The 18,072-nt window shown below is 72.7% G+C and carries 11 protein-coding genes and 1 rRNA gene; 10 read left to right on the forward strand and 2 right to left on the reverse strand.

The annotated features are described in order from the left end of the window. Together rrf and AB0442_RS37995 are read left to right on the forward strand one after the other, a co-directional pair. Positions 1-92, forward strand: a 5S ribosomal RNA gene (gene rrf / locus AB0442_RS37990); the annotation flags it as partial. Between the two features lie 62 nt (positions 93-154). After that, positions 155-1,012, forward strand: coding sequence for a phosphatase PAP2 family protein (locus tag AB0442_RS37995; protein ID WP_366168105.1), 858 nt, complete (start codon positions 155-157; stop codon positions 1,010-1,012). A 124-nt stretch (positions 1,013-1,136) separates the two neighbouring features. Here the strand turns inward: AB0442_RS37995 and AB0442_RS38000 are convergent, their stop codons facing one another. Further along, a complete protein-coding gene (locus AB0442_RS38000; RefSeq protein WP_366168107.1) occupies positions 1,137-1,700 on the reverse strand; it encodes an acetate uptake transporter in 564 nt (187 codons plus the stop codon). 394 nt (positions 1,701-2,094) lie between these two features. Beyond that, positions 2,095-4,650 carry a SpoIIE family protein phosphatase gene (locus AB0442_RS38005; RefSeq protein WP_366168108.1) on the reverse strand — a complete coding sequence of 852 codons (2,556 nt, stop codon included), beginning with the start codon at positions 4,648-4,650 and terminating at the stop codon, positions 2,095-2,097. Between the two features lie 442 nt (positions 4,651-5,092). On the opposite strand from AB0442_RS38005, the gene AB0442_RS38010 reads away from it, so the two are divergent. From AB0442_RS38010 to AB0442_RS38045, 8 genes are all read left to right on the forward strand, one after another. Next, positions 5,093-9,727: a HAMP domain-containing protein gene (locus AB0442_RS38010; protein ID WP_366168112.1), complete on the forward strand. Its 4,635-nt coding sequence runs from the start codon at positions 5,093-5,095 to the stop codon at positions 9,725-9,727. 236 nt (positions 9,728-9,963) lie between these two features. Continuing rightward, complete coding sequence (locus AB0442_RS38015) at positions 9,964-10,599, forward strand: response regulator (protein ID WP_366168113.1); 636 nt, start codon at positions 9,964-9,966, stop codon at positions 10,597-10,599. Positions 10,600-10,733: 134 nt separating this feature from the next. Beyond that, the gene (locus AB0442_RS38020; protein WP_366168109.1) at positions 10,734-13,394 is read left to right on the forward strand and encodes a DNA translocase FtsK; all 2,661 of its coding nucleotides are present in this window, start codon (positions 10,734-10,736) and stop codon (positions 13,392-13,394) included. A 355-nt stretch (positions 13,395-13,749) separates the two neighbouring features. After that, positions 13,750-14,502, forward strand: coding sequence for a helix-turn-helix domain-containing protein (locus AB0442_RS38025; protein WP_344627879.1), 753 nt, complete (start codon positions 13,750-13,752; stop codon positions 14,500-14,502). A 73-nt stretch (positions 14,503-14,575) separates the two neighbouring features. Continuing rightward, the gene (gene rimO / locus AB0442_RS38030) at positions 14,576-16,036 is read left to right on the forward strand and encodes a 30S ribosomal protein S12 methylthiotransferase RimO (RefSeq protein WP_344627880.1); all 1,461 of its coding nucleotides are present in this window, start codon (positions 14,576-14,578) and stop codon (positions 16,034-16,036) included. After that, a complete protein-coding gene (gene pgsA / locus AB0442_RS38035) occupies positions 16,033-16,692 on the forward strand; it encodes a CDP-diacylglycerol--glycerol-3-phosphate 3-phosphatidyltransferase (protein ID WP_366168110.1) in 660 nt (219 codons plus the stop codon). Before rimO ends, pgsA begins: the two co-directional genes overlap by 4 nt. Further along, positions 16,689-17,228 (forward strand): CinA family protein, encoded by a 540-nt coding sequence (locus tag AB0442_RS38040; protein ID WP_366168111.1) that lies wholly within the window; start codon positions 16,689-16,691, stop codon positions 17,226-17,228. The genes pgsA and AB0442_RS38040 overlap by 4 nt, the downstream gene beginning before the upstream one ends. Before the next feature lie 272 nt (positions 17,229-17,500). Further along, complete coding sequence (locus AB0442_RS38045; protein ID WP_030272544.1) at positions 17,501-17,872, forward strand: helix-turn-helix transcriptional regulator; 372 nt, start codon at positions 17,501-17,503, stop codon at positions 17,870-17,872. Positions 17,873-18,072: the final 200 nt, after the last annotated feature.

The raw sequence follows: 18,072 nt of genomic DNA on the forward strand, positions 1-18,072 counted from the left end.
CGCCCGGTCACATTCCGAACCCGGAAGCTAAGCCTCGGAGCGCCGATGGTACTGCAGGGGGGACCCTGTGGGAGAGTAGGACGCCGCCGAACAATCATTGAAAGAGAAGCCCCCTCCCCTTTGGGAGGGGGCTTCTCTGCGTTAACCTTCGCCAATGCAGAACCTGACGCTCACCTGGCAGGCCTCGGCCGGCGCATCCGCCGCGCTGTACGCCACGGCCTTCGCTGCCGGGCGGGCCCGTCGTACGACGTCGGCCGCCCTGCTGAGAGAGGCCGGCACGCTCCTCGCACTGTTCACGCTGTGGCAGGTGGTCGGCCACCTGTCGGTGATGAGCACCGACCACGCGCTGGACCGGGCGGAGTGGATCCACCGCACCGAACTGGCCTTCGGGCTGCCCGACGAGGTGTCCTGGCAGCGGGCGGTGACGCCGCACCCGTGGCTCGTCCAGGGGGCGAACTACTACTACGCCACGATGCACTTCGGGGTGATGCTCGTCCTGCTGCTGTGGCTGTTCCTGAAGCACCGGGAGAACTACGCCTGGGTGCGGACGACGGTGGTGGCGACCACCGCGGCCTGCCTGCTCATCCAGTTCATTCCGGTGGCGCCGCCGCGGATGCTGCCGGGGAACGGCTTCGTGGACCTGGCGGTGCAGTACGGGCAGTCGGTGTACGGCGGTGCGGTGGCCGGCGTGGTGCCGGACCAGTTGTCGGCGATGCCCTCGGTGCACGTCGCCTGGTGCGTGATCGTGGCGGTGGCCGTCGTCGTGGTCGGGCGGAGCCGCTGGCGCTGGCTCGTGGTGCTGCACCCGGTGCTGACCGTGGTGGTGGTCGTGGTGACCGCCAACCACTTCTGGGCGGACGGGCTGGTCGCGGTCGCCCTACTGCTGGTGGTCTACCTGGTGCAGCACGCCACGGCCGGCTGGCGGGGCCAGACCGGAGTGCCGGGCGTGGTGCAGGTCCGGCCGGAGGACGACCTCCGGGAGGCGGAGCAGCGCAGCCCCGCCGTCCGCTGAGAGGCGGAGCAGGCGGGGCTGCGGGACGGGATCGCGGTACCGCGGTGACCGCGGGAACGGCTCCGGACACGGCGGTGGGCCGGGCCCCGTGGGGGAGAGGTCCGGCCCACCCGTTCTCGGGGGGTTACTTGACCGGCAGTGCCGCGCGACCCCAGCCGCTGTTGGTCAGCGACGCGGTCGCCCAGTACCAGGACGCGAGGCCGGAGACCGCGGCGACCCAGCCGGCGAGCTTGCCGAGGCCGGAGCTGTCGCCGAACGCGGCGACCGCGCCCAGCAGCAGGGAGACCGTGAGCAGGCCGTAGACGGCGCGTCCCAGCCATCCGCCGCTGTTCCAGCCGGCGAGGGTGAGGGTGAGCGCCAGCAGCGCCCAGAGCAGCAGGAAGAGCCCCGCGGCGTTCTTGCCGGCACCCTCCGCGGTCGACCAGGTCGCCCAGAAGGCGCCGAGGCCGGTGAACGCGGTGCCGGTGAAGCCCTCACCGACGTGGAGCTGCCACAGGCCCGCGACGAACAGCGCGATGCCGCCGACCAGGTGGGTGAGCGAGACGGCGTCCTTGACCCCGGCACCGCTGAGGGCGCCGGTGGAGAGCAGGCCGTATGCCAGAAGGGTCAGTCCGAGGGCCAGGTATCCGAGGGGACCCGCGTCGGCTCCTGCGGGTCGGGCGTCCGCCCCGGTAGCGACATTGCTCACCGGAGGCTCCTTTCACTGCGTGCCGGGATGGCGGCGTGTTCTGTGGGGGGCGCACCGCGGCATGGGGGAGTGCGGTGCGTGACGGTGCACGGAGGTGCACGAGGACGTGCGGTGCGTGCACGGAGAGGTGCGTGAGGTGCTGCGCGATGCCGGGCCGCGGGCGCACGGACGTGGACGTGCGGGCGGGTTCCGGCTGGTGAGGACCGGCGGCGCGGCCGCCGGTCGATGCCCCTCCGGGGTGTCCCCCGGTGATGGATGTGTACCCGGTCCCAGCGCCTTGTACCCTTGTGAATCACACAATTTGTGCAGTCGTCAGCTGTGCGGTGCCGCGGTCCGACCGCTCGGTGAACGGGATTGAACGTTCCGGTGCCCGAAGGCCCGGGGCGGGGCGCCGTCAGGCGTGGCGCTGTTCGGGCACCCGCAGGGTGAGGATCGCCATGTCGTCGGAGGGCGGCTCGGGGGCGAACCGCTCGACGGCGCGCTGGACCCGGGCGGCGACCGCGCCGGCGGTCAACCCGGTGCAGCCGGTGAGGACTTCGGCCAGCCCGTCGTCGCCGAGCATCCGGCGGCCCTCGCGGCGTTCGGTGACGCCGTCGGTGACGCAGAGCAGGACCTCGCCCGGTGCGAGGACCAACTCCTCGGCCGTGAGGTCGAGTTCGTCCATGACGCCGAGCAGTGGCTGCGGCGAGGCGGCCTGGTCGACCTGTCCGTCGGTGCGCAGCCGCAGCGGCAGCGGGTGTCCGGCGCAGACCAGGGAGAGCGCGGTCGAGCCGTCCGGCCGGGGCGTCAACTCGCCGTACAGCAGGGTGAGGAAGCGGCTGCGGGTGCCCTCGCCGAGGATGGCGGCGTTCAGCCGGGCGAGGACCTGGGGGGCGTCGAGGCCCTCGCGGGCGAGCAGGCGCAGCGAGTTGCGGGCGAGGCCGGTGACCGAGGCGGCCTCCGGGCCGGTGCCGCAGACGTCGCCGATGGCGAAGCCGTAGGTGCCCTCGCGGATCGGGAAGATGTCGTAGAAGTCGCCGCCGACCTCGTTGCCCTCGCCGGCCGCCTGGTAGAAGACCTCGACCTCGACGCCGGGGATCTTGGGCAGTTCGGGCGGCAGCAGGGCGCGCTGGAAGGCCTGGCTGGTGGCGTTGCGCTCGGAGTACAGGCGGGAGTTGTCCAGGGCGAGCGCGGCGCGGCGGGAGAGGTCCTCGGCGAGTTCGAGGATCTCCTGACGGAAGCGGACGCCGCTGCCGACGCCGAGGACGAGCAGGCCGATGACCCGGTTGCGGGCGGCGAGCGGCAGGACGACGGTCTCGCCGAGCAGGCCGGCCAGGGCGGGGCCGTCGCTGAGGCCGAGGCTGCGGGCGGTCTCGGCGGGGGCCTTCCAGAAGCGGGCGCCGGCGGCGGGGACGGCCTCCGGGGAGGGCGTCTTGTCGAGGACGTCGCGCAGCGGGTCGATGCGGTCCTCGTCCTCGTGCAGGAGGAAGGCGAGGTCGGCGCCGCCGTTCTGCTCGCCGGTGGTGTAGACGGCGCACCAGGCGGCGAGCTTGGGGACGGCCATCTGCGCCATCAGGGCGAGGGTCTGCTCGTGTTCGAGGGTGCCGGCGAGCAGGTCGGAGGCCTCGACGAGGAAGGAGAGCGAGCCGCGGCGCAGCTGTTCGAGCTCGGTGAGGCGGGCGCTCTCCAGGGCGAGGGCGATCCGGTCGGCGGCGAACTGCAGGCGCAGCGCGTCCTCGTTGTCGTAGCGGGCGGGGGCGCCGGCGGCGACGCCGAGGGAGCCGGTGAGCCGGCCCTCGACCTTGAGCGGGACGGTGATGAGGGAGCGCAGGCCGCTGCCGTTGAGCAGGGGTGCGGCGGAGGGGCGGACGGAGAGGTCCTCGTGGACGGCGGGGAGCCGGGCGGAGTCGTAGCGGCCGGCGCCGCCGTCGATCGGCAGGCGGGCGTAGCGGCGACCGGAGCCGGGCAGGCCGGTGGCGGCGCGGACCTCGAACTCGGTCTCGTCGTCGGTGGTGAGCAGCAGGTAGGCGGCGTCGGCGTCGAGCAGGTCGCGGGCGCGGTCGACGATCCGCTGGAGGAGTCCGTCGAGGTCGCCGAGGTCGCCGGCGGAGAGCGGGCCGACGAGCAGGTCGAGGGGTTCGATCGCGGCGGGGACCTCGGCGGTGGTGCCGGGGCTGCGGAGCACGGCGCGGTCGCCGTCCCGGACGAGCAGGCAGAGCGTGGACGGGACGCCCTGGGCGTCGCGGAGGCGGACCTGGACGCCGTAGACCTCGACGATCCGGCCGTCGCCGGCGCGGACGCCGAAGGTGCCCTCCCAGCGGGCGAGCCGGAGGGTCTCGGCGAGGCCGAGGCCGGGGGAGGCCGGCCAGACGGCGAGGTCGGCCCAGGGCCGGCCGAGGGCCTGGTCGGGGGCCTGCCGGAAGAGCGCCTCGGCGTCCGGGTTCCAGCCGCGGACGGTGCCCTCGTCGTCGAGTTGGACGACGGCGACGCGCACCGGCCCGTCGGTGTCGGGGAGTTCGCCGCCGGGGAGGCTCGGCACGGCGTAGCGGGTGCCGTGGACGTGCTCGGGCAGGGCGAGCCGGAACCAGACGGTCTTGCGTCCGGCGGTGTACTCGACGCCCCAGCAGGAGGAGAGGGCGGAGCACATGAGCAGGCCGCGGCCGCCCTCGCCGTCCGGGTCCGCGTAGCGGTCGGAGGCGGTGGGCACGTTGGCGAAGGCCGGCAGTCCGCGCTCGGGATGGTGGTCGGTGACCTCGATGCGGACGGTGGACTCCTCGCGCACGCAGCCGACCTCGGCGGCGGTGCCGGCGTGCACCACGGCGTTGGTGACGAGTTCGCTGACCAGGACGACGGCGTCGCCGACGACCTCGGGCAGGCCCCAGCCGAGCAGCGCGTCGCGGACGAAGCCGCGTGCGGCGGCGGCGGAGCGGCCGGCCGGTTCGAAGGTGGCGGCTGCGCGCGCGGTGACCACGTGCCCACGACTCCTCTGCTCTGGTCCGGTCCTCTGCTCTGGTCCGGTCTGCTGCGGTCCGGCTGTTCGACCACCGGGGGTCCGCCGCGGCGCCCGGTGCAGCGTTCCACCCTACTTTCCGCTTCGCTCCCCGCGGGGCCCGGGCGCCGAAACAGATCCCTGGGGGTGATTCTGCCCACGGATTCGGTGCGCGTGCGGTGAACGCTGCGCAAGCGGACGGACACCGGGCGCAGGTGCTGACAGACTGGGGGGTCCGCAGTACAGGACCGGCGACGTACGGTCGGGTGGGGTACCGGCACCGCCGACGGCGGCCGGGCTGCCCGAGCGGTACCGGAACGGTACCGGAAAGTCACGATGTGGGAGGGTCCCGTTGAGTTCGGCCACCAAGGACGCCATCGCCACGACCGGGGACGCGGACCGCGCCGGCCACCGGGCCCGCGGGGTGCCCGGGCGGCGGTCCGGGCACGCCCGGGGCGCCGAGCCGGCCGACCTGCGCAAGCTGCTGGCCGCGCTGACCGCGATGCGGGACGGCAACTTCCGGCGGCGGCTGACCTTCCCCGGGGACGGGCCGCTGGCGGAGATCGCAGCGGTGTTCAACGAGGTCGCCGAGCGCAACCAGCACCTCACGGGCGAGCTGGCGCGGGTGCGTCGGGCGGTCGGCCGGGAGGGCCGGCTCTCCGAGCGGCTGGAGGCGGGCGTCGGCGAGGGCGCCTGGATGGCCGCCATCGACAACTGCAACGCGCTGATCGACGACCTGGCCCGGCCGATGGCCGAGGTGGGCCGGGTGCTGACCTCCATCGCGGAGGGCGACCTCGACCAGCGGATGGAGCTCCGCTCGGTGCACACCAGCGGGGCGAGCTACCCGCTGCGCGGCGAGTTCCTGAAGGTGGGCCGCACCGTCAACGGGCTGGTGGACCAGCTGTCGGAGTTCACCGACGAGGTGACCCGGGTGGCGATCGAGGTGGGCACCGACGGCAAGCTGGGCGGTCAGGCCCGGGTGCGCAGCGTCTCGGGCAGCTGGAAGGACCTGGCGGACTCGGTCAACACCATGGCCGGGCGGCTGACGGCGCAGGTGCGCAACATCGCCGAGGTGACGACGGCGGTGGCCAAGGGCGACCTGTCGCGGAAGGTCACGGTCGACGTGGCCGGCGAGATGCTGGAGCTGAAGAACACCGTCAACACGATGGTGGACCAGCTGAACTCCTTCGCCGCGCAGGTGACGACGGTGGCGCGCGACGTGGGCACCGAGGGCCGCCTCGGCGGTCAGGCGCAGGTGCCCGGCGTGGCCGGCGTGTGGCGCGACCTCACCGACTCGGTGAACTTCATGGCGGCGAACCTGACCGCCCAGGTGCGCAACATCGCCGAGGTGACGACGGCGGTCGCCAAGGGCGACCTGTCGCGCAAGATCGAGGTGGACGCGCGCGGCGAGATCCTGGAGCTGAAGAACACCATCAACACGATGGTCGACCAGCTGTCCGGGTTCGCGGAACAGGTGACGAGGGTGGCCCGCGCGGTCGGCACCGAGGGCATCCTCGGCGGCCAGGCGCAGGTGCCGGGCGTGGCGGGCGTCTGGAAGGACCTCACCGAGAACGTCAACTCGATGGCGAACAACCTGACCAGCCAGGTCCGCAACATCGCCCAGGTGACGACCGCGGTCGCCAAGGGAGACCTGTCGCAGAAGATCCAGGTCGACGCCCGCGGCGAGATCCTGGAGCTGAAGAACACCATCAACACGATGGTCGACCAGCTCGGCGCGTTCGCCGACGAGGTCACCCGGGTCGCCCGGGACGTCGGCACCGAGGGCATCCTCGGCGGCCAGGCCAGCGTGCCGGGGGTGTCCGGCACCTGGAAGGACCTCACCAACAGCGTCAACCTGATGGCGAACAACCTCACCAGCCAGGTGCGCAACATCGCCGAGGTGACGACGGCGGTCGCCCGCGGTGACGTCTCCAAGAAGATCACCGTCGACGCCAAGGGCGAGATCCGCGAGCTGGTGACGACCGTCAACACGATGGTCGACCAGCTGTCGGCGTTCGCGGACGAGGTGACCCGGGTCTCCCGCGAGGTGGGCACCGAGGGCATCCTCGGCGGCCAGGCCCGGGTGCGCGGGGTCTCCGGCATCTGGCGGGACCTCACCGACAACGTCAACTTCATGGCCTCCAACCTGACCAGCCAGGTCCGCAACATCGCCGAGGTCGCCTCCGCGGTGGCCCGCGGCGACCTGTCGAAGAAGATCACCATCGAGGCGCAGGGCGAGGTCAAGGCGCTCGCCAGCACCATGAACACGATGGTCGACCAGCTGTCGGCGTTCGCCGTCGAGGTGACCCGGGTGGCCCGCGAGGTGGGCACCGACGGCACCCTGGGCGGCCAGGCCTCGGTGCCGGGCGTCGGCGGCATCTGGAAGGACCTCACCGACAACGTCAACCTGATGGCCAACAACCTCACCGGCCAGGTGCGCAACATCGCCCTGGTCATCACGGCGGTGGCCCGCGGCGACCTGTCGCAGAAGATCGACGTCGACGTGCGCGGCGAGATCCTGGAGCTCAAGACCAGCATCAACACCATGGTCGACCAGCTGTCCTCGTTCGCCGACGAGGTCACCCGCGTCGCCCGCGAGGTGGGCACCGACGGCCGGCTCGGCGGCCAGGCCCGCGTACCGGGCGTCGCCGGCCGCTGGCAGGACCTCACCGAGTCTGTGAACGAGCTGGCGAACAACCTGACCCGGCAGGTCCGCGCGATCGCCCAGGTGGCCACCGCGGTGACCCGCGGCGACCTGTCCCCGCGGATCGACGTGGACGCGTCCGGCGAGCTCGACGAGCTCAAGGACAACATCAACCAGATGATCGCCAACCTGCGCGAGACCACCCGCACCAACAAGGACCAGGACTGGCTGAAGACCAACCTGGCCCGGATGTCCGGTCTGCTGCAGGGCCGCCGCGACCTGGAGGCCGTCGCATCGCTCATCATGACCGAGCTGACCCCGGTGGTCTCGGCCCAGCACGGCGCCTTCTTCCTCGCGCAGCCCTCCGGGCGGACGGCCGAACTCGTCACCGAGGACGACGACGAGAACGACACCGTGCTGCGCCTGATCGGCAGCTACGGCTACCAGCGGCGCACCATGCCGACGACCTTCCGGCCCGGCGAGGGCCTGGTCGGCCAGGTCGCGGTGGAGCGCCGCTCGATCGTGATCAGCCACACCCCGCCCGGCTACCTGAAGATCGCCTCCGGGCTGGGCGAGGCGTCCCCGGCGCACGTGGTGGTGCTGCCGGTGCTGTTCGAGGGCCGGCTGCTCGGCGTGATCGAGCTGGCCTCGTTCAGCGCCTTCACCGCCGTCGCGCTGGACTTCCTGAACCAGATCGCCGACCTGATCGGCGTCACCGTCAACACCATCAGCGTCAACACCAAGACCGAGGGCCTGCTCCTGGAGTCGCAGCGGCTCACCGCCGAACTCTCCATGCGGTCCGCCGAGTTGGAGGCCCGCCAGGAGGAGCTGGAGCGCACCAACGAGGAGCTCCAGGAGAAGGCCGAGCAGCTCGCCCAGCAGAACCGCGACATCGAGATCAAGAACAGCGAGATCGAGGAGGCCCGGCAGATCCTGGAGGAGCGCGCCGAGCAGCTCGCCCTCGCCTCCCGCTACAAGAGCGAGTTCCTCGCCAACATGTCGCACGAGCTGCGCACCCCGCTGAACTCGCTGCTGATCCTCGCCAAGCTGCTCTCGGACAACAACGAGGGCAACCTGTCGCCCAAGCAGGTCGAGTTCGCCGAAACGATCCACGGCGCGGGGTCCGACCTGCTGCAGCTGATCAACGACATCCTGGACCTGTCCAAGGTCGAGGCGGGCAAGATGGACGTCCGCCCCGCCCGGATCGCCCTGGTGCAGCTGGTCGACTACGTCGAGGCGGCGTTCCGGCCGCTCGCCGAGGACAAGAGCCTGGACTTCGCCGTCCGGGTCACCGACGACCTGCCGGTCACCCTGCACACCGACGAGCAGCGCCTCCAGCAGGTGCTGCGCAACCTGCTCTCCAACGCGGTGAAGTTCACCGACGCCGGCGCCGTCGACCTGCTGATCCGCCCGGTCACCAACGGCGACGTGCCGCAGCACGTCCGCGAGCAGCTGCTGGAGGCCGACGCGATCGGCGACCCGGACGAGGAACTGATCGCCTTCTCCGTCTCCGACACCGGCATCGGCATCCCCGGGAACAAGCTCCGGGAGATCTTCGAGCCGTTCCGGCAGGCCGACGGCGGCACCAGCCGCAAGTACGGCGGCACCGGCCTCGGCCTGTCGATCAGCCGGGAGATCGCCCGGCTGCTCGGCGGCGAGATCCACGCCGAGAGCGAGCTCGGCCGCGGCTCGACCTTCACCCTCTACCTGCCGCTGCGCGCCGACGGGCCGGACGCCGCCCCGCTGGACCGCCCGGCGGGCCAGGCGGTGCGCGCCGCGGTCGGCGTCACCCCGGTCGGGATGCCGGTGCCGGTCGGCGAGAACCCGGCGGAGCACTGGGCGCAGGAGGTGCGCGAGCTGGCAGAGGAACGCCGCCGGGGCGCCGCCGAGCGGCGCCGCGCCGTCGAGGGCCGCACCCCGCGGCGGGCCCTGGAGGGCCGGGGCGCCGCGGAGCCCGCCGTCGCCGATCGCGAGCAGTTCCCGCGCCAGCCCGAACGGCCGGCGGACCGCGCCGGGGCCGGCCAGTTCCAGGGCCGCTTCGAGGGCCAGCGGGTGCTGATCGTCGACGACGACATCCGCAACGTCTTCGCCCTCACCAGCGTGCTGGAGGAGTACGGGCTGGCCGTGCTCTACGCGGAGAACGGCCGCGAGGGCATCGAGGTGCTGGAGCAGCACGAGGACGTCGCCCTGGTGCTGATGGACATCATGATGCCGGAGATGGACGGCTACGCGACCACCGAGGCGATCCGGCGGATGCCGCAGTTCGCGGGGCTGCCGATCATCGCGCTGACCGCCAAGGCGATGAAGGGGGACCGCGAGAAGAGCCTGGAGGCGGGGGCGAACGACCACGTCACCAAGCCCGTCGAGACCGACCACCTGCTGGCGGTCATGCGCCAGTGGCTGGCGGTCGGGTAGCCGCCAGGTCCACCGGTCGGTCCGCACTGGCGGGTCCGGCCGGGAACCCGGTAGTGTGCCGCAATCGTTGCGAACGGTGACCGAACGGTGACTCGGCGTCCCGGATCGGCGAGCCCGGGGACCTGAGTTGCCGGGAGCGATGTGGCGGGCGAGGGGGTACGGCTAGCATGACCGGGTCAGTAGTGGGCGGCACGGGCGTGCCGACCCTGGGCAGGCAACCGGCAGGAGGGCGGGTCCTGGTGCAGAAGGCGAAGATCCTCCTGGTCGACGACCGGCCGGAGAACCTGCTGGCGCTGGAGGCCATCCTCTCCGCGCTGGACCAGACGCTGGTCCGGGCCTCGTCCGGCGAGGAGGCGCTCAAGGCGCTGCTCACCGACGACTTCGCCGTGATCCTGCTCGACGTCCAGATGCCCGGCATGGACGGCTTCGAGACGGCCGCGCACATCAAGCGCCGCGAACGCACCCGCGACATCCCGATCATCTTCCTGACCGCGATCAACCACGGGCCGCACCACACCTTCCGCGGCTACGCGGCCGGCGCGGTGGACTACATCTCCAAGCCCTTCGACCCGTGGGTGCTGCGCGCCAAGGTCTCCGTCTTCGTCGACCTCTACATGAAGAACTGCCAGCTCAAGGAGCAGGCCGCGCTGCTGCGCCTGCAGCTGGAGGCGGGTGAGTCCCCGGCCATCGGCGGCGCCCTGCTCGGCGAGCTCTCCGCCCGGCTGGCGACGGTCGAGGAGCAGGCGGAGGCCCTCACCAAGCAGCTCGACGGCACCTCGGAGACGGCGGCCGCCGCGGGCGCCGCCCATCTGGAGAGCAAACTCGCCGGCCTGCGCCGCGCCCTCGACGCCCTGCGCCCCGGCTCGTCCTGACGGCCCGCCGGGCGCCGGCCCGCATCCACCCGGTCGGGTGACACGGCGGCCGTGACAGGACGTCGGCGACACGCCGCCCTGCTCGCGCTCGGTCACATGTGCAGGCGTGCCGGCCGCCGGTAGGCTGCTGTGCCATGGCCACACGTACGCCCGGAAGCCAGGCACGCAACCCGAAGCCCGGGCCGGCCAAGAAGGCGCCGGCCAAGAAGGCCGCCGCCACGCCCGCGGCGCCGCGCAAGGCGGCCGCGAAGAAGGCGCCCGCCAAGAAGGCCGCGGCACCCGCCCCGCCGCCGCCCCGGCCGATACTCTTCCGCGCCGTCCGGGCCGTCTGGCTCGGCCTCGCGCACTCCGTCGGCGCGCTCTTCCGCGGTTTCGGCCACGGCGCCCGCAACCTCGACCCGGCCCACCGCAAGGACGGCGTGGCGCTGCTGCTGCTCGCCCTGGCACTGGTCACCGCGGCCGGCACCTGGTTCAGCCCGCAGGGCTGGCTCGGCGAGGCCGCCACCAACGTCGTCTCCGGGCTGTTCGGCCGGCTCGACGTGCTGGTGCCCTTCCTGCTCGGCGGCGTCTCGGTGCGGCTGATGCGGCATCCCGAGGTGCCGGAGGCCAACGGCCGGATCGTGATCGGCCTGACCGCGCTGGTCGTCGGCGTCCTCGGTCTGGTCCACATCGGCTGCGGAGCACCCGTCATGTCCAGCGGGGCGTCCCGGATACGGGCGGCCGGCGGCATCGTCGGCTGGGCCGCCTCCACGCCGATGATGGCCGCCGCCGGCCCGCCGCTCGCCGTGCCGCTGCTGATCCTGCTCGCCTTCTTCGGCCTGCTCGTGGTCACCGCCACCCCGGTCAACAAGATCCCCGAGCGGCTGCGCGGCCTCGGCGAGCGGCTCGGCGTGGTCGAGCCGGCCCTCGCCGGGGCCCCCGGCGCGGACGGCTCCGCGGCCGCCGGCACCTCCCGCGAGCACTCCACCGAGCCGCCCGAGGACGCCGACCCCGAGGCGCTGCCCTTCACCATCGACGACGAGGACGCCCCGCTCCGCAGGCGCCGCCGCCGCAAGCAGGTCGACGACCCGGAACTCGCCTCGGCCGTCCCCGACATGTTCGTCAAGGACCCGTACGAGACCCGCGACCTCGCCGCCGGCGTCGCCGCGGACCTCGACGGCGCCCTGCTGTACGGCGTCCCGGGCTCGCCCGCGGTCGCCAGCATGCTCCACCAGGTCAAGGACAACACCGCTCCGCCGGAGGAGCCCGCGGTGCCCGCGGCCCGCTCCGAGGGGGCGCCCGAGGGCCACGGCCCGGCGCCGGTGCGGATGGAGCAGCTCACCCTCGCCGGGGACATCGCCTACTCGCTGCCGCCGCTGGACCTGCTGGAGCAGGGCGCCCCGGCGAAGGCCCGCTCCCGGCTCAACGACGAGGTCGTCGCCCAGCTCACCGGCGTCTTCGCGGAGTTCAAGGTGGACGCCCGGGTCACCGGCTTCACCCGCGGCCCGACGGTCACCCGCTACGAGGTCGAGCTCGGCCCCGCCGTGAAGGTCGAGCGGATCACCGCGCTGGCCAAGAACATCGCCTACGCCGTCGCCAGCCCGGACGTGCGGATCATCTCGCCGATCCCCGGCAAGTCCGCGGTCGGCGTGGAGATCCCCAACCGGGACCGCGAGATGGTCAACCTCGGCGACCTGCTGCGCTCGCGCGCCGCGGCCGAGGACGACCACCCGATGGTCGTCGGCATGGGCAAGGACGTCGAGGGCCACACGGTGATGGCCAACCTCGCGAAGATGCCGCACATCCTGGTCGCCGGCGCCACCGGTGCGGGCAAGTCCTCGTGCATCAACTGCCTGATCACCTCCGTCCTCGTCCGCTCCACCCCGGACGAGGTGCGGATGGTGCTGGTCGACCCCAAGCGCGTCGAACTGACCGCGTACGAGGGGATCCCGCACCTGATCACGCCGATCATCACCAACCCGAAGAAGGCCGCCGAGGCCCTCCAGTGGGTGGTGCGCGAGATGGACATGCGCTACGACGACCTGGCCGCGTTCGGCTTCCGGCACGTCGACGACTTCAACGCCGCGGTCCGCTCCGGCAGGCTCAAGCCGCCGCTCGGCAGCGAGCGCGAGCTGACGCCGTATCCGTACCTGCTGGTCATCGTCGACGAGCTGGCCGACCTCATGATGGTCGCCCCGCGGGACGTCGAGGACTCGGTCGTGCGCATCACCCAGCTCGCCCGTGCGGCCGGCATCCACCTGGTGCTCGCCACCCAGCGGCCCTCGGTGGACGTGGTCACCGGCCTGATCAAGGCCAACGTGCCGTCCCGGCTCGCCTTCGCCACCTCGGCGATGGCCGACTCCCGGGTCATCCTCGACCAGCCCGGTGCGGAGAAGCTGATCGGCAAGGGCGACGCGCTCTTCCTGCCGATGGGCGCCTCCAAGCCGGTCCGCATGCAGGGCGCTTTCGTCACCGAGGCGGAGATCGCCAAGGTCGTCCAGCACTGCAAGGACCAGATGGGCGCCGTCTACCGGGACGACGTCACGGTCGGCGGCGGCCCCAAGAAGGAGATCGACGAGGAGATCGGCGACGACCTCGACCTGCTGATCCAGGCCGCGGAGCTCGTCGTCTCCACCCAGTTCGGCTCGACCTCGATGCTCCAGCGCAAGCTGCGGGTCGGCTTCGCCAAGGCCGGCCGGCTGATGGACCTGATGGAGTCCCGGGGCATCGTCGGCCCCAGCGAGGGCTCCAAGGCGCGCGACGTCCTGGTCAAGCCGGACGAACTGGACGGTGTCCTGCTGACACTCCGTGGATGAGCCGCCTCTCACTCGTTCGGAGGAATGTGATAATTAGGGGGAACCGCGTCGAGCAGTCGGCGCGTCCCTATCGGGGCGGGGACGAATTGTGCACCCGGCCTGCGCTGACCTGCCGTCAGACGCGGCCGGCAAGCCGCCCACGTTCGGGCCTATTCCGCTTGAGATTCGTTCCACCCCCGCCCCTAGACTGTTTTCTCAGCAGGTGGCCAACGCTCGAAAGGCGCGTCCAGTGACCATCGGCAAGTCCCCCGACCGTGGCAGCAGCCGGCCCTCCGCCCGCACGTCCCGGAACGACCCGGGGCAGCCGGCGCCGGCGGCCGACCAGCCTGCCGCTGACCTCCCGAGCATCGGTCGTGTGCTCACCACCGCCCGCATCGACGCCGGTCTGACCGTCGATCAGGTGAGTACGAGCACCCGCGTCCGCGTCCCCATCGTCCACGCCATCGAGCAGGACGACTTCTCCCGCTGCGGCGGCGACTTCTACGCCCGCGGCCACATCCGCGCCCTGGCCCGCGCCGTCGGCGTCGACGGCGAGGACCTCGTGGCCCGCTACGACGCGGCGCACGGCGGCTCGCCCGCCGACCGCCGCCCGACCCAGCTGCTCGACACCGCCCCGATCAAGGTCAACGACCACCGCCGGCCGAACTGGACCACCCCGATGGTGGTCGCCATCCTCGCCGTGGTCGCCCTGATCGGCTTCAACCTGTTCGGCGGCCACTCCAACGCCCCCGCCACCGGTGCCGCCAGCTCCCCGCTGGCCAGCGCCGCCGGCTCCGCCCCCGCCGGCTCGTCCGCCCAGCCGCCGGCCCCGGCCCCGAGCCTCGCCCCGATCGCGGCGGCCCCGGCCGACAAGGTCACCGTGAAGCTCGTCGCCGAGAAGGCCACCAGCTGGGTCTCCGCCAAGGACGGCAAGGGCAAGGCGCTGTTCTCCAACAACCTGGAGACCGGCCAGGACCAGACCTTCACCGACCCCAAGCAGATCAGCCTGGTGCTCGGCAACGCCGGCGCCGTGCACGTGTACGTCAACGGCAAGGACCTCGGTCCGGCCGGCGCCGACGGCCAGGTGGTGCACGTCACGTACACCCCTGGAGACCCGCAGGCGGGCTGAGTCGGGGCGACGGATCGGCGCGCACGGCCTCCGGGGCGAACGGCACCGGGGGCCGCGCGTTAATCTTGGCGTCATGCCTGAACGCCGTACTGTCGCCCTTGTCACGCTCGGATGCGCCCGCAACGAGGTGGACTCCGAGGAACTCGCCGGGCGACTGGAGGCGGACGGCTGGCAGCTGGTCGACGACGCAGCCGACGCCGACGTCGCCGTCGTCAACACCTGCGGGTTCGTCGAAGCCGCCAAGAAGGACTCCGTGGACGCCCTGCTGGAGGCCAACGACCTCAAGGGGCACGGCCGCACCCAGGCCGTCGTCGCGGTCGGCTGCATGGCCGAGCGCTACGGCAAGGAGCTCGCCGACGCCCTGCCCGAGGCCGACGGAGTGCTCGGCTTCGACGACTACACCGACATCTCCAGCCGGTTGCAGACCATCCTCTCCGGCGGCCACGTCGAGGCCCACACCCCGCGGGACCGCCGCAAGCTGCTGCCGCTGACCCCGGTCGAGCGGCAGGCCGCCGCCGCCGAGGTCGCCCTGCCCGGCCACGGGGCCCCCGAGGACCTCCCCGAGGGCGTCGCCCCGGCCTCCGGCCCCCGCACCCTGCGCAAGCGGCTCGACGACAGCCCGGTCGCCTCGATCAAGCTTGCCTCCGGCTGCGACCGGCGGTGCTCCTTCTGCGCCATCCCGGCCTTCCGCGGCTCGTTCATCTCCCGCCGCCCCTCCGACGTGCTGAACGAGGCCCGCTGGCTGGCCGAGCAGGGCGTCCGCGAGGTCGTCCTGGTCAGCGAGAACAACACCTCGTACGGCAAGGACCTCGGCGACATCCGCCTGCTGGAGACCCTGCTCGCCGAGATCGCCGACATCGACGGGATCGAGCGCATCCGGGTCAGCTACCTGCAGCCCGCCGAGATGCGGCCCGGCCTGATCGACGCCATGACCTCGATCGACAAGGTCGTGCCCTACTTCGACCTGTCCTTCCAGCACTCCGCGCCGGCCGTGCTCCGCCGGATGCGCCGCTTCGGCTCCACCGACCAGTTCCTGGAGCTGCTGGACGGCATCCGCGCCAAGGCCCCGCAGGCCGGCGCCCGCTCCAACTTCATCGTCGGCTTCCCCGGCGAGACCGAGGAGGACTTCGCCGAGCTGGAGCGCTTCGTCTCCGGCGCCCGCCTCGACGCGATCGGCGTCTTCGGCTACTCCGACGAGGAGGGCACCGAAGCCGCGACGCTCGACGGCAAGCTGCCCGAGGACGTCGTCGCCGACCGCCTCGCCAAGCTCTCCCGGCTGGCCGAGGAGCTCACCGCCCAGCGCGCAGAGGAGCGGATCGGCACCGAGGTGCTGGTCCTCGTCGAGTCCGTCGAGGACGGCACCGTCGAGGGCCGCTCCGCCCACCAGGCCCCGGAGACCGACGGCCTCACCACCCTGCTCGGCGCGGACGACGCCGAGGTCGGCCGGTTCTACCGGGCCGTGGTGGTCGCCGCCGAGGGTGTCGACCTGGTCGCCGAGGTCGTCGGCGCCGAGGCCCCAGGAGCGGACGCGTGACCAAGGGGCCCGGCGCCCCGACGGCGGCCCCGCCCGGCCGCCCCGGGGCCGCGCCGTCGCCGCAGCCGGGCCTCTGGAACATCGCCAACGTCCTGACGATGGTCCGCCTGCTGCTGGTGCCGGTCTTCGTGCTGCTGCTCTTCGCGGACGGCGGCCACGACCCCAAGTGGCGCTCGGTCGCCTGGGCCTCCTTCGCCATCGCCATGATCACGGACGTCTTCGACGGCGAGCTCGCCCGCCGCAAGGGCCTGATCACCGACTTCGGCAAGATCGCCGACCCGATCGCCGACAAGGCGATCATGGGCGCCGCCCTGATCGGCCTCTCGATCCTCGGTGACCTGCCCTGGTGGATCACCGTGGTCATCCTCGCCCGCGAACTCGGCATCACCCTGATGCGGTTCTGGGTCATCCGGTACGCCGTCATCCCGGCCAGCCGCGGCGGCAAGCTCAAGACCCTCACCCAGGGCATCGCGGTCGGCATGTACGTGCTGGTGCTGACCGGCCCGCTGGCCACCGCCCGCGCCGTCGTCATGGGCGTGGCCGTGCTGCTCACCGTCGCCACCGGCCTCGACTACGTCGGCCAGGCGGTCCGGCTGCGGCGCGAGGGCCTGGCAGAGCAGCGCGCCGCCGCCGCACGGGAGGCCACCGGCCGATGAGCACCCCCGACGGCGGTGCGGCGCAGGACGCGGCGCAGGACGGCAGTGCCGGTGACGGGCTCGCGGAGCGGGCGCACGCCGCGCTCCGCGGGCGGAGCGCCACCGTCGCCGTCGCCGAGTCGCTGACCGGGGGTCTGCTGGCGGCCGCTCTGGTCGACGTCCCCGGCGCCTCCGCCACCTTCCGAGGCTCCGTCACCGCGTACGCCACGGACCTCAAGGCGTCCGTGCTGGGCGTGGACGAGGGGCTGCTGGCCGTGCACGGCCCCGTCCATCCGGTGGTGGCCCGCCAGATGGCCGAGGGCGTCCGGACGCTGCTCGGTGCCACCTACGGACTCGCCACCACCGGGGTGGCCGGACCGGAGCCGCAGGACGGGGTGCCGGTCGGCACCGTCCACATCGGATTCGCCGGTCCCACGGGAACACGGGCCGACTCCCGGGTGTTGTCAGGGCAACGTGAAATCATCCGTCGCAGGACGGTGACAGCCGCTCTGGAGCTGCTGCTCGAGCGCCTAGCGAGTGACGGCCCGTCGCGCTGAGCTTTCCCGAAATCTCCGAATCGGCCGCCCGAGCTGGAGGATCGTGTTACAGCACAGGCCCAGGGCGGGCAGAACAGAGCCAAGCCGAGTCACCGCGTGGCGACGCCACGGGCCCGGACGACGCGCAGCGGACGCCCGGGCGGGGCACAGAACGGGAGGGGACAGCCTTGCAGCCCAGAGTGAACACGACCACGGTCCCCGCACGCGATGCGGACGAGGCGGTACGGTGGGGTCGTGACATCTCGATCCGCAGTCCGAGGAGGGAGGCACCGATGATCCTGCTCCGTCGCCTGCTGGGCGATGTGCTGCGTCGGCAGCGCCAGCGCCAGGGCCGCACACTCCGCGAGGTGTCGGCGGCCGCCAGGGTTTCGCTCGGCTACCTCTCCGAGGTGGAGCGGGGGCAGAAGGAGGCTTCCTCCGAGTTGCTCTCCGCCATCTGCGACGCGCTCGATGTCCGGATGTCCGAGGTCATGCGCGAGGTCAGCGACGAGCTGTCCCTCGCCGAACTTGCGGCGATGGCCACCCTCTCGGAGGGTGATCTGCTGAGGCCGGTCCTCGAACCGGTTCCGCTGCCGGCCCCCGGTGTCGATCGGGCCGGCACGACCGTGCCCAAGGCAGCAGCCATGGACGTGGTCGCGGCCTGACCGGACCTCGCCCTCCCCGACCAGGGGAGCGAGTGAAGGAGGCCCCGGTGCGCAGAGTCGTTACGGCACGAGCCCAGGTGCTCGTCAGGGCGGCCGGGGGGTGGGGGCGGGTCGTGGCCGGCGCCGCCCCCCCCGGGCCGGGGCGCCCCCAAAAGGGGGCCGGCGGGGGCGGGCGCGGGCGGGGGCCCCGCCCCCCCCCC

It is taken from the genome of Kitasatospora sp. NPDC085895, assembly GCF_040702125.1.
Taxonomy (GTDB): domain Bacteria; phylum Actinomycetota; class Actinomycetes; order Streptomycetales; family Streptomycetaceae; genus Kitasatospora; species Kitasatospora arboriphila.

Excerpts from the sequence above, each read along its gene's own strand:
- rimO (WP_344627880.1), top strand. The coding sequence starts at position 14,576 with ATGCCTGAACGCCGTACTGTCGCCCTTGTCACGCTCGGATGCGCCCGC.
- AB0442_RS38040 (WP_366168111.1), top strand. The coding sequence starts at position 16,689 with ATGAGCACCCCCGACGGCGGTGCGGCGCAGGACGCGGCGCAGGACGGC.
- AB0442_RS38045 (WP_030272544.1), top strand. The coding sequence starts at position 17,501 with ATGATCCTGCTCCGTCGCCTGCTGGGCGATGTGCTGCGTCGGCAGCGC.
- AB0442_RS37995 (WP_366168105.1), top strand. The coding sequence starts at position 155 with ATGCAGAACCTGACGCTCACCTGGCAGGCCTCGGCCGGCGCATCCGCC.
- AB0442_RS38020 (WP_366168109.1), top strand. The coding sequence starts at position 10,734 with ATGGCCACACGTACGCCCGGAAGCCAGGCACGCAACCCGAAGCCCGGG.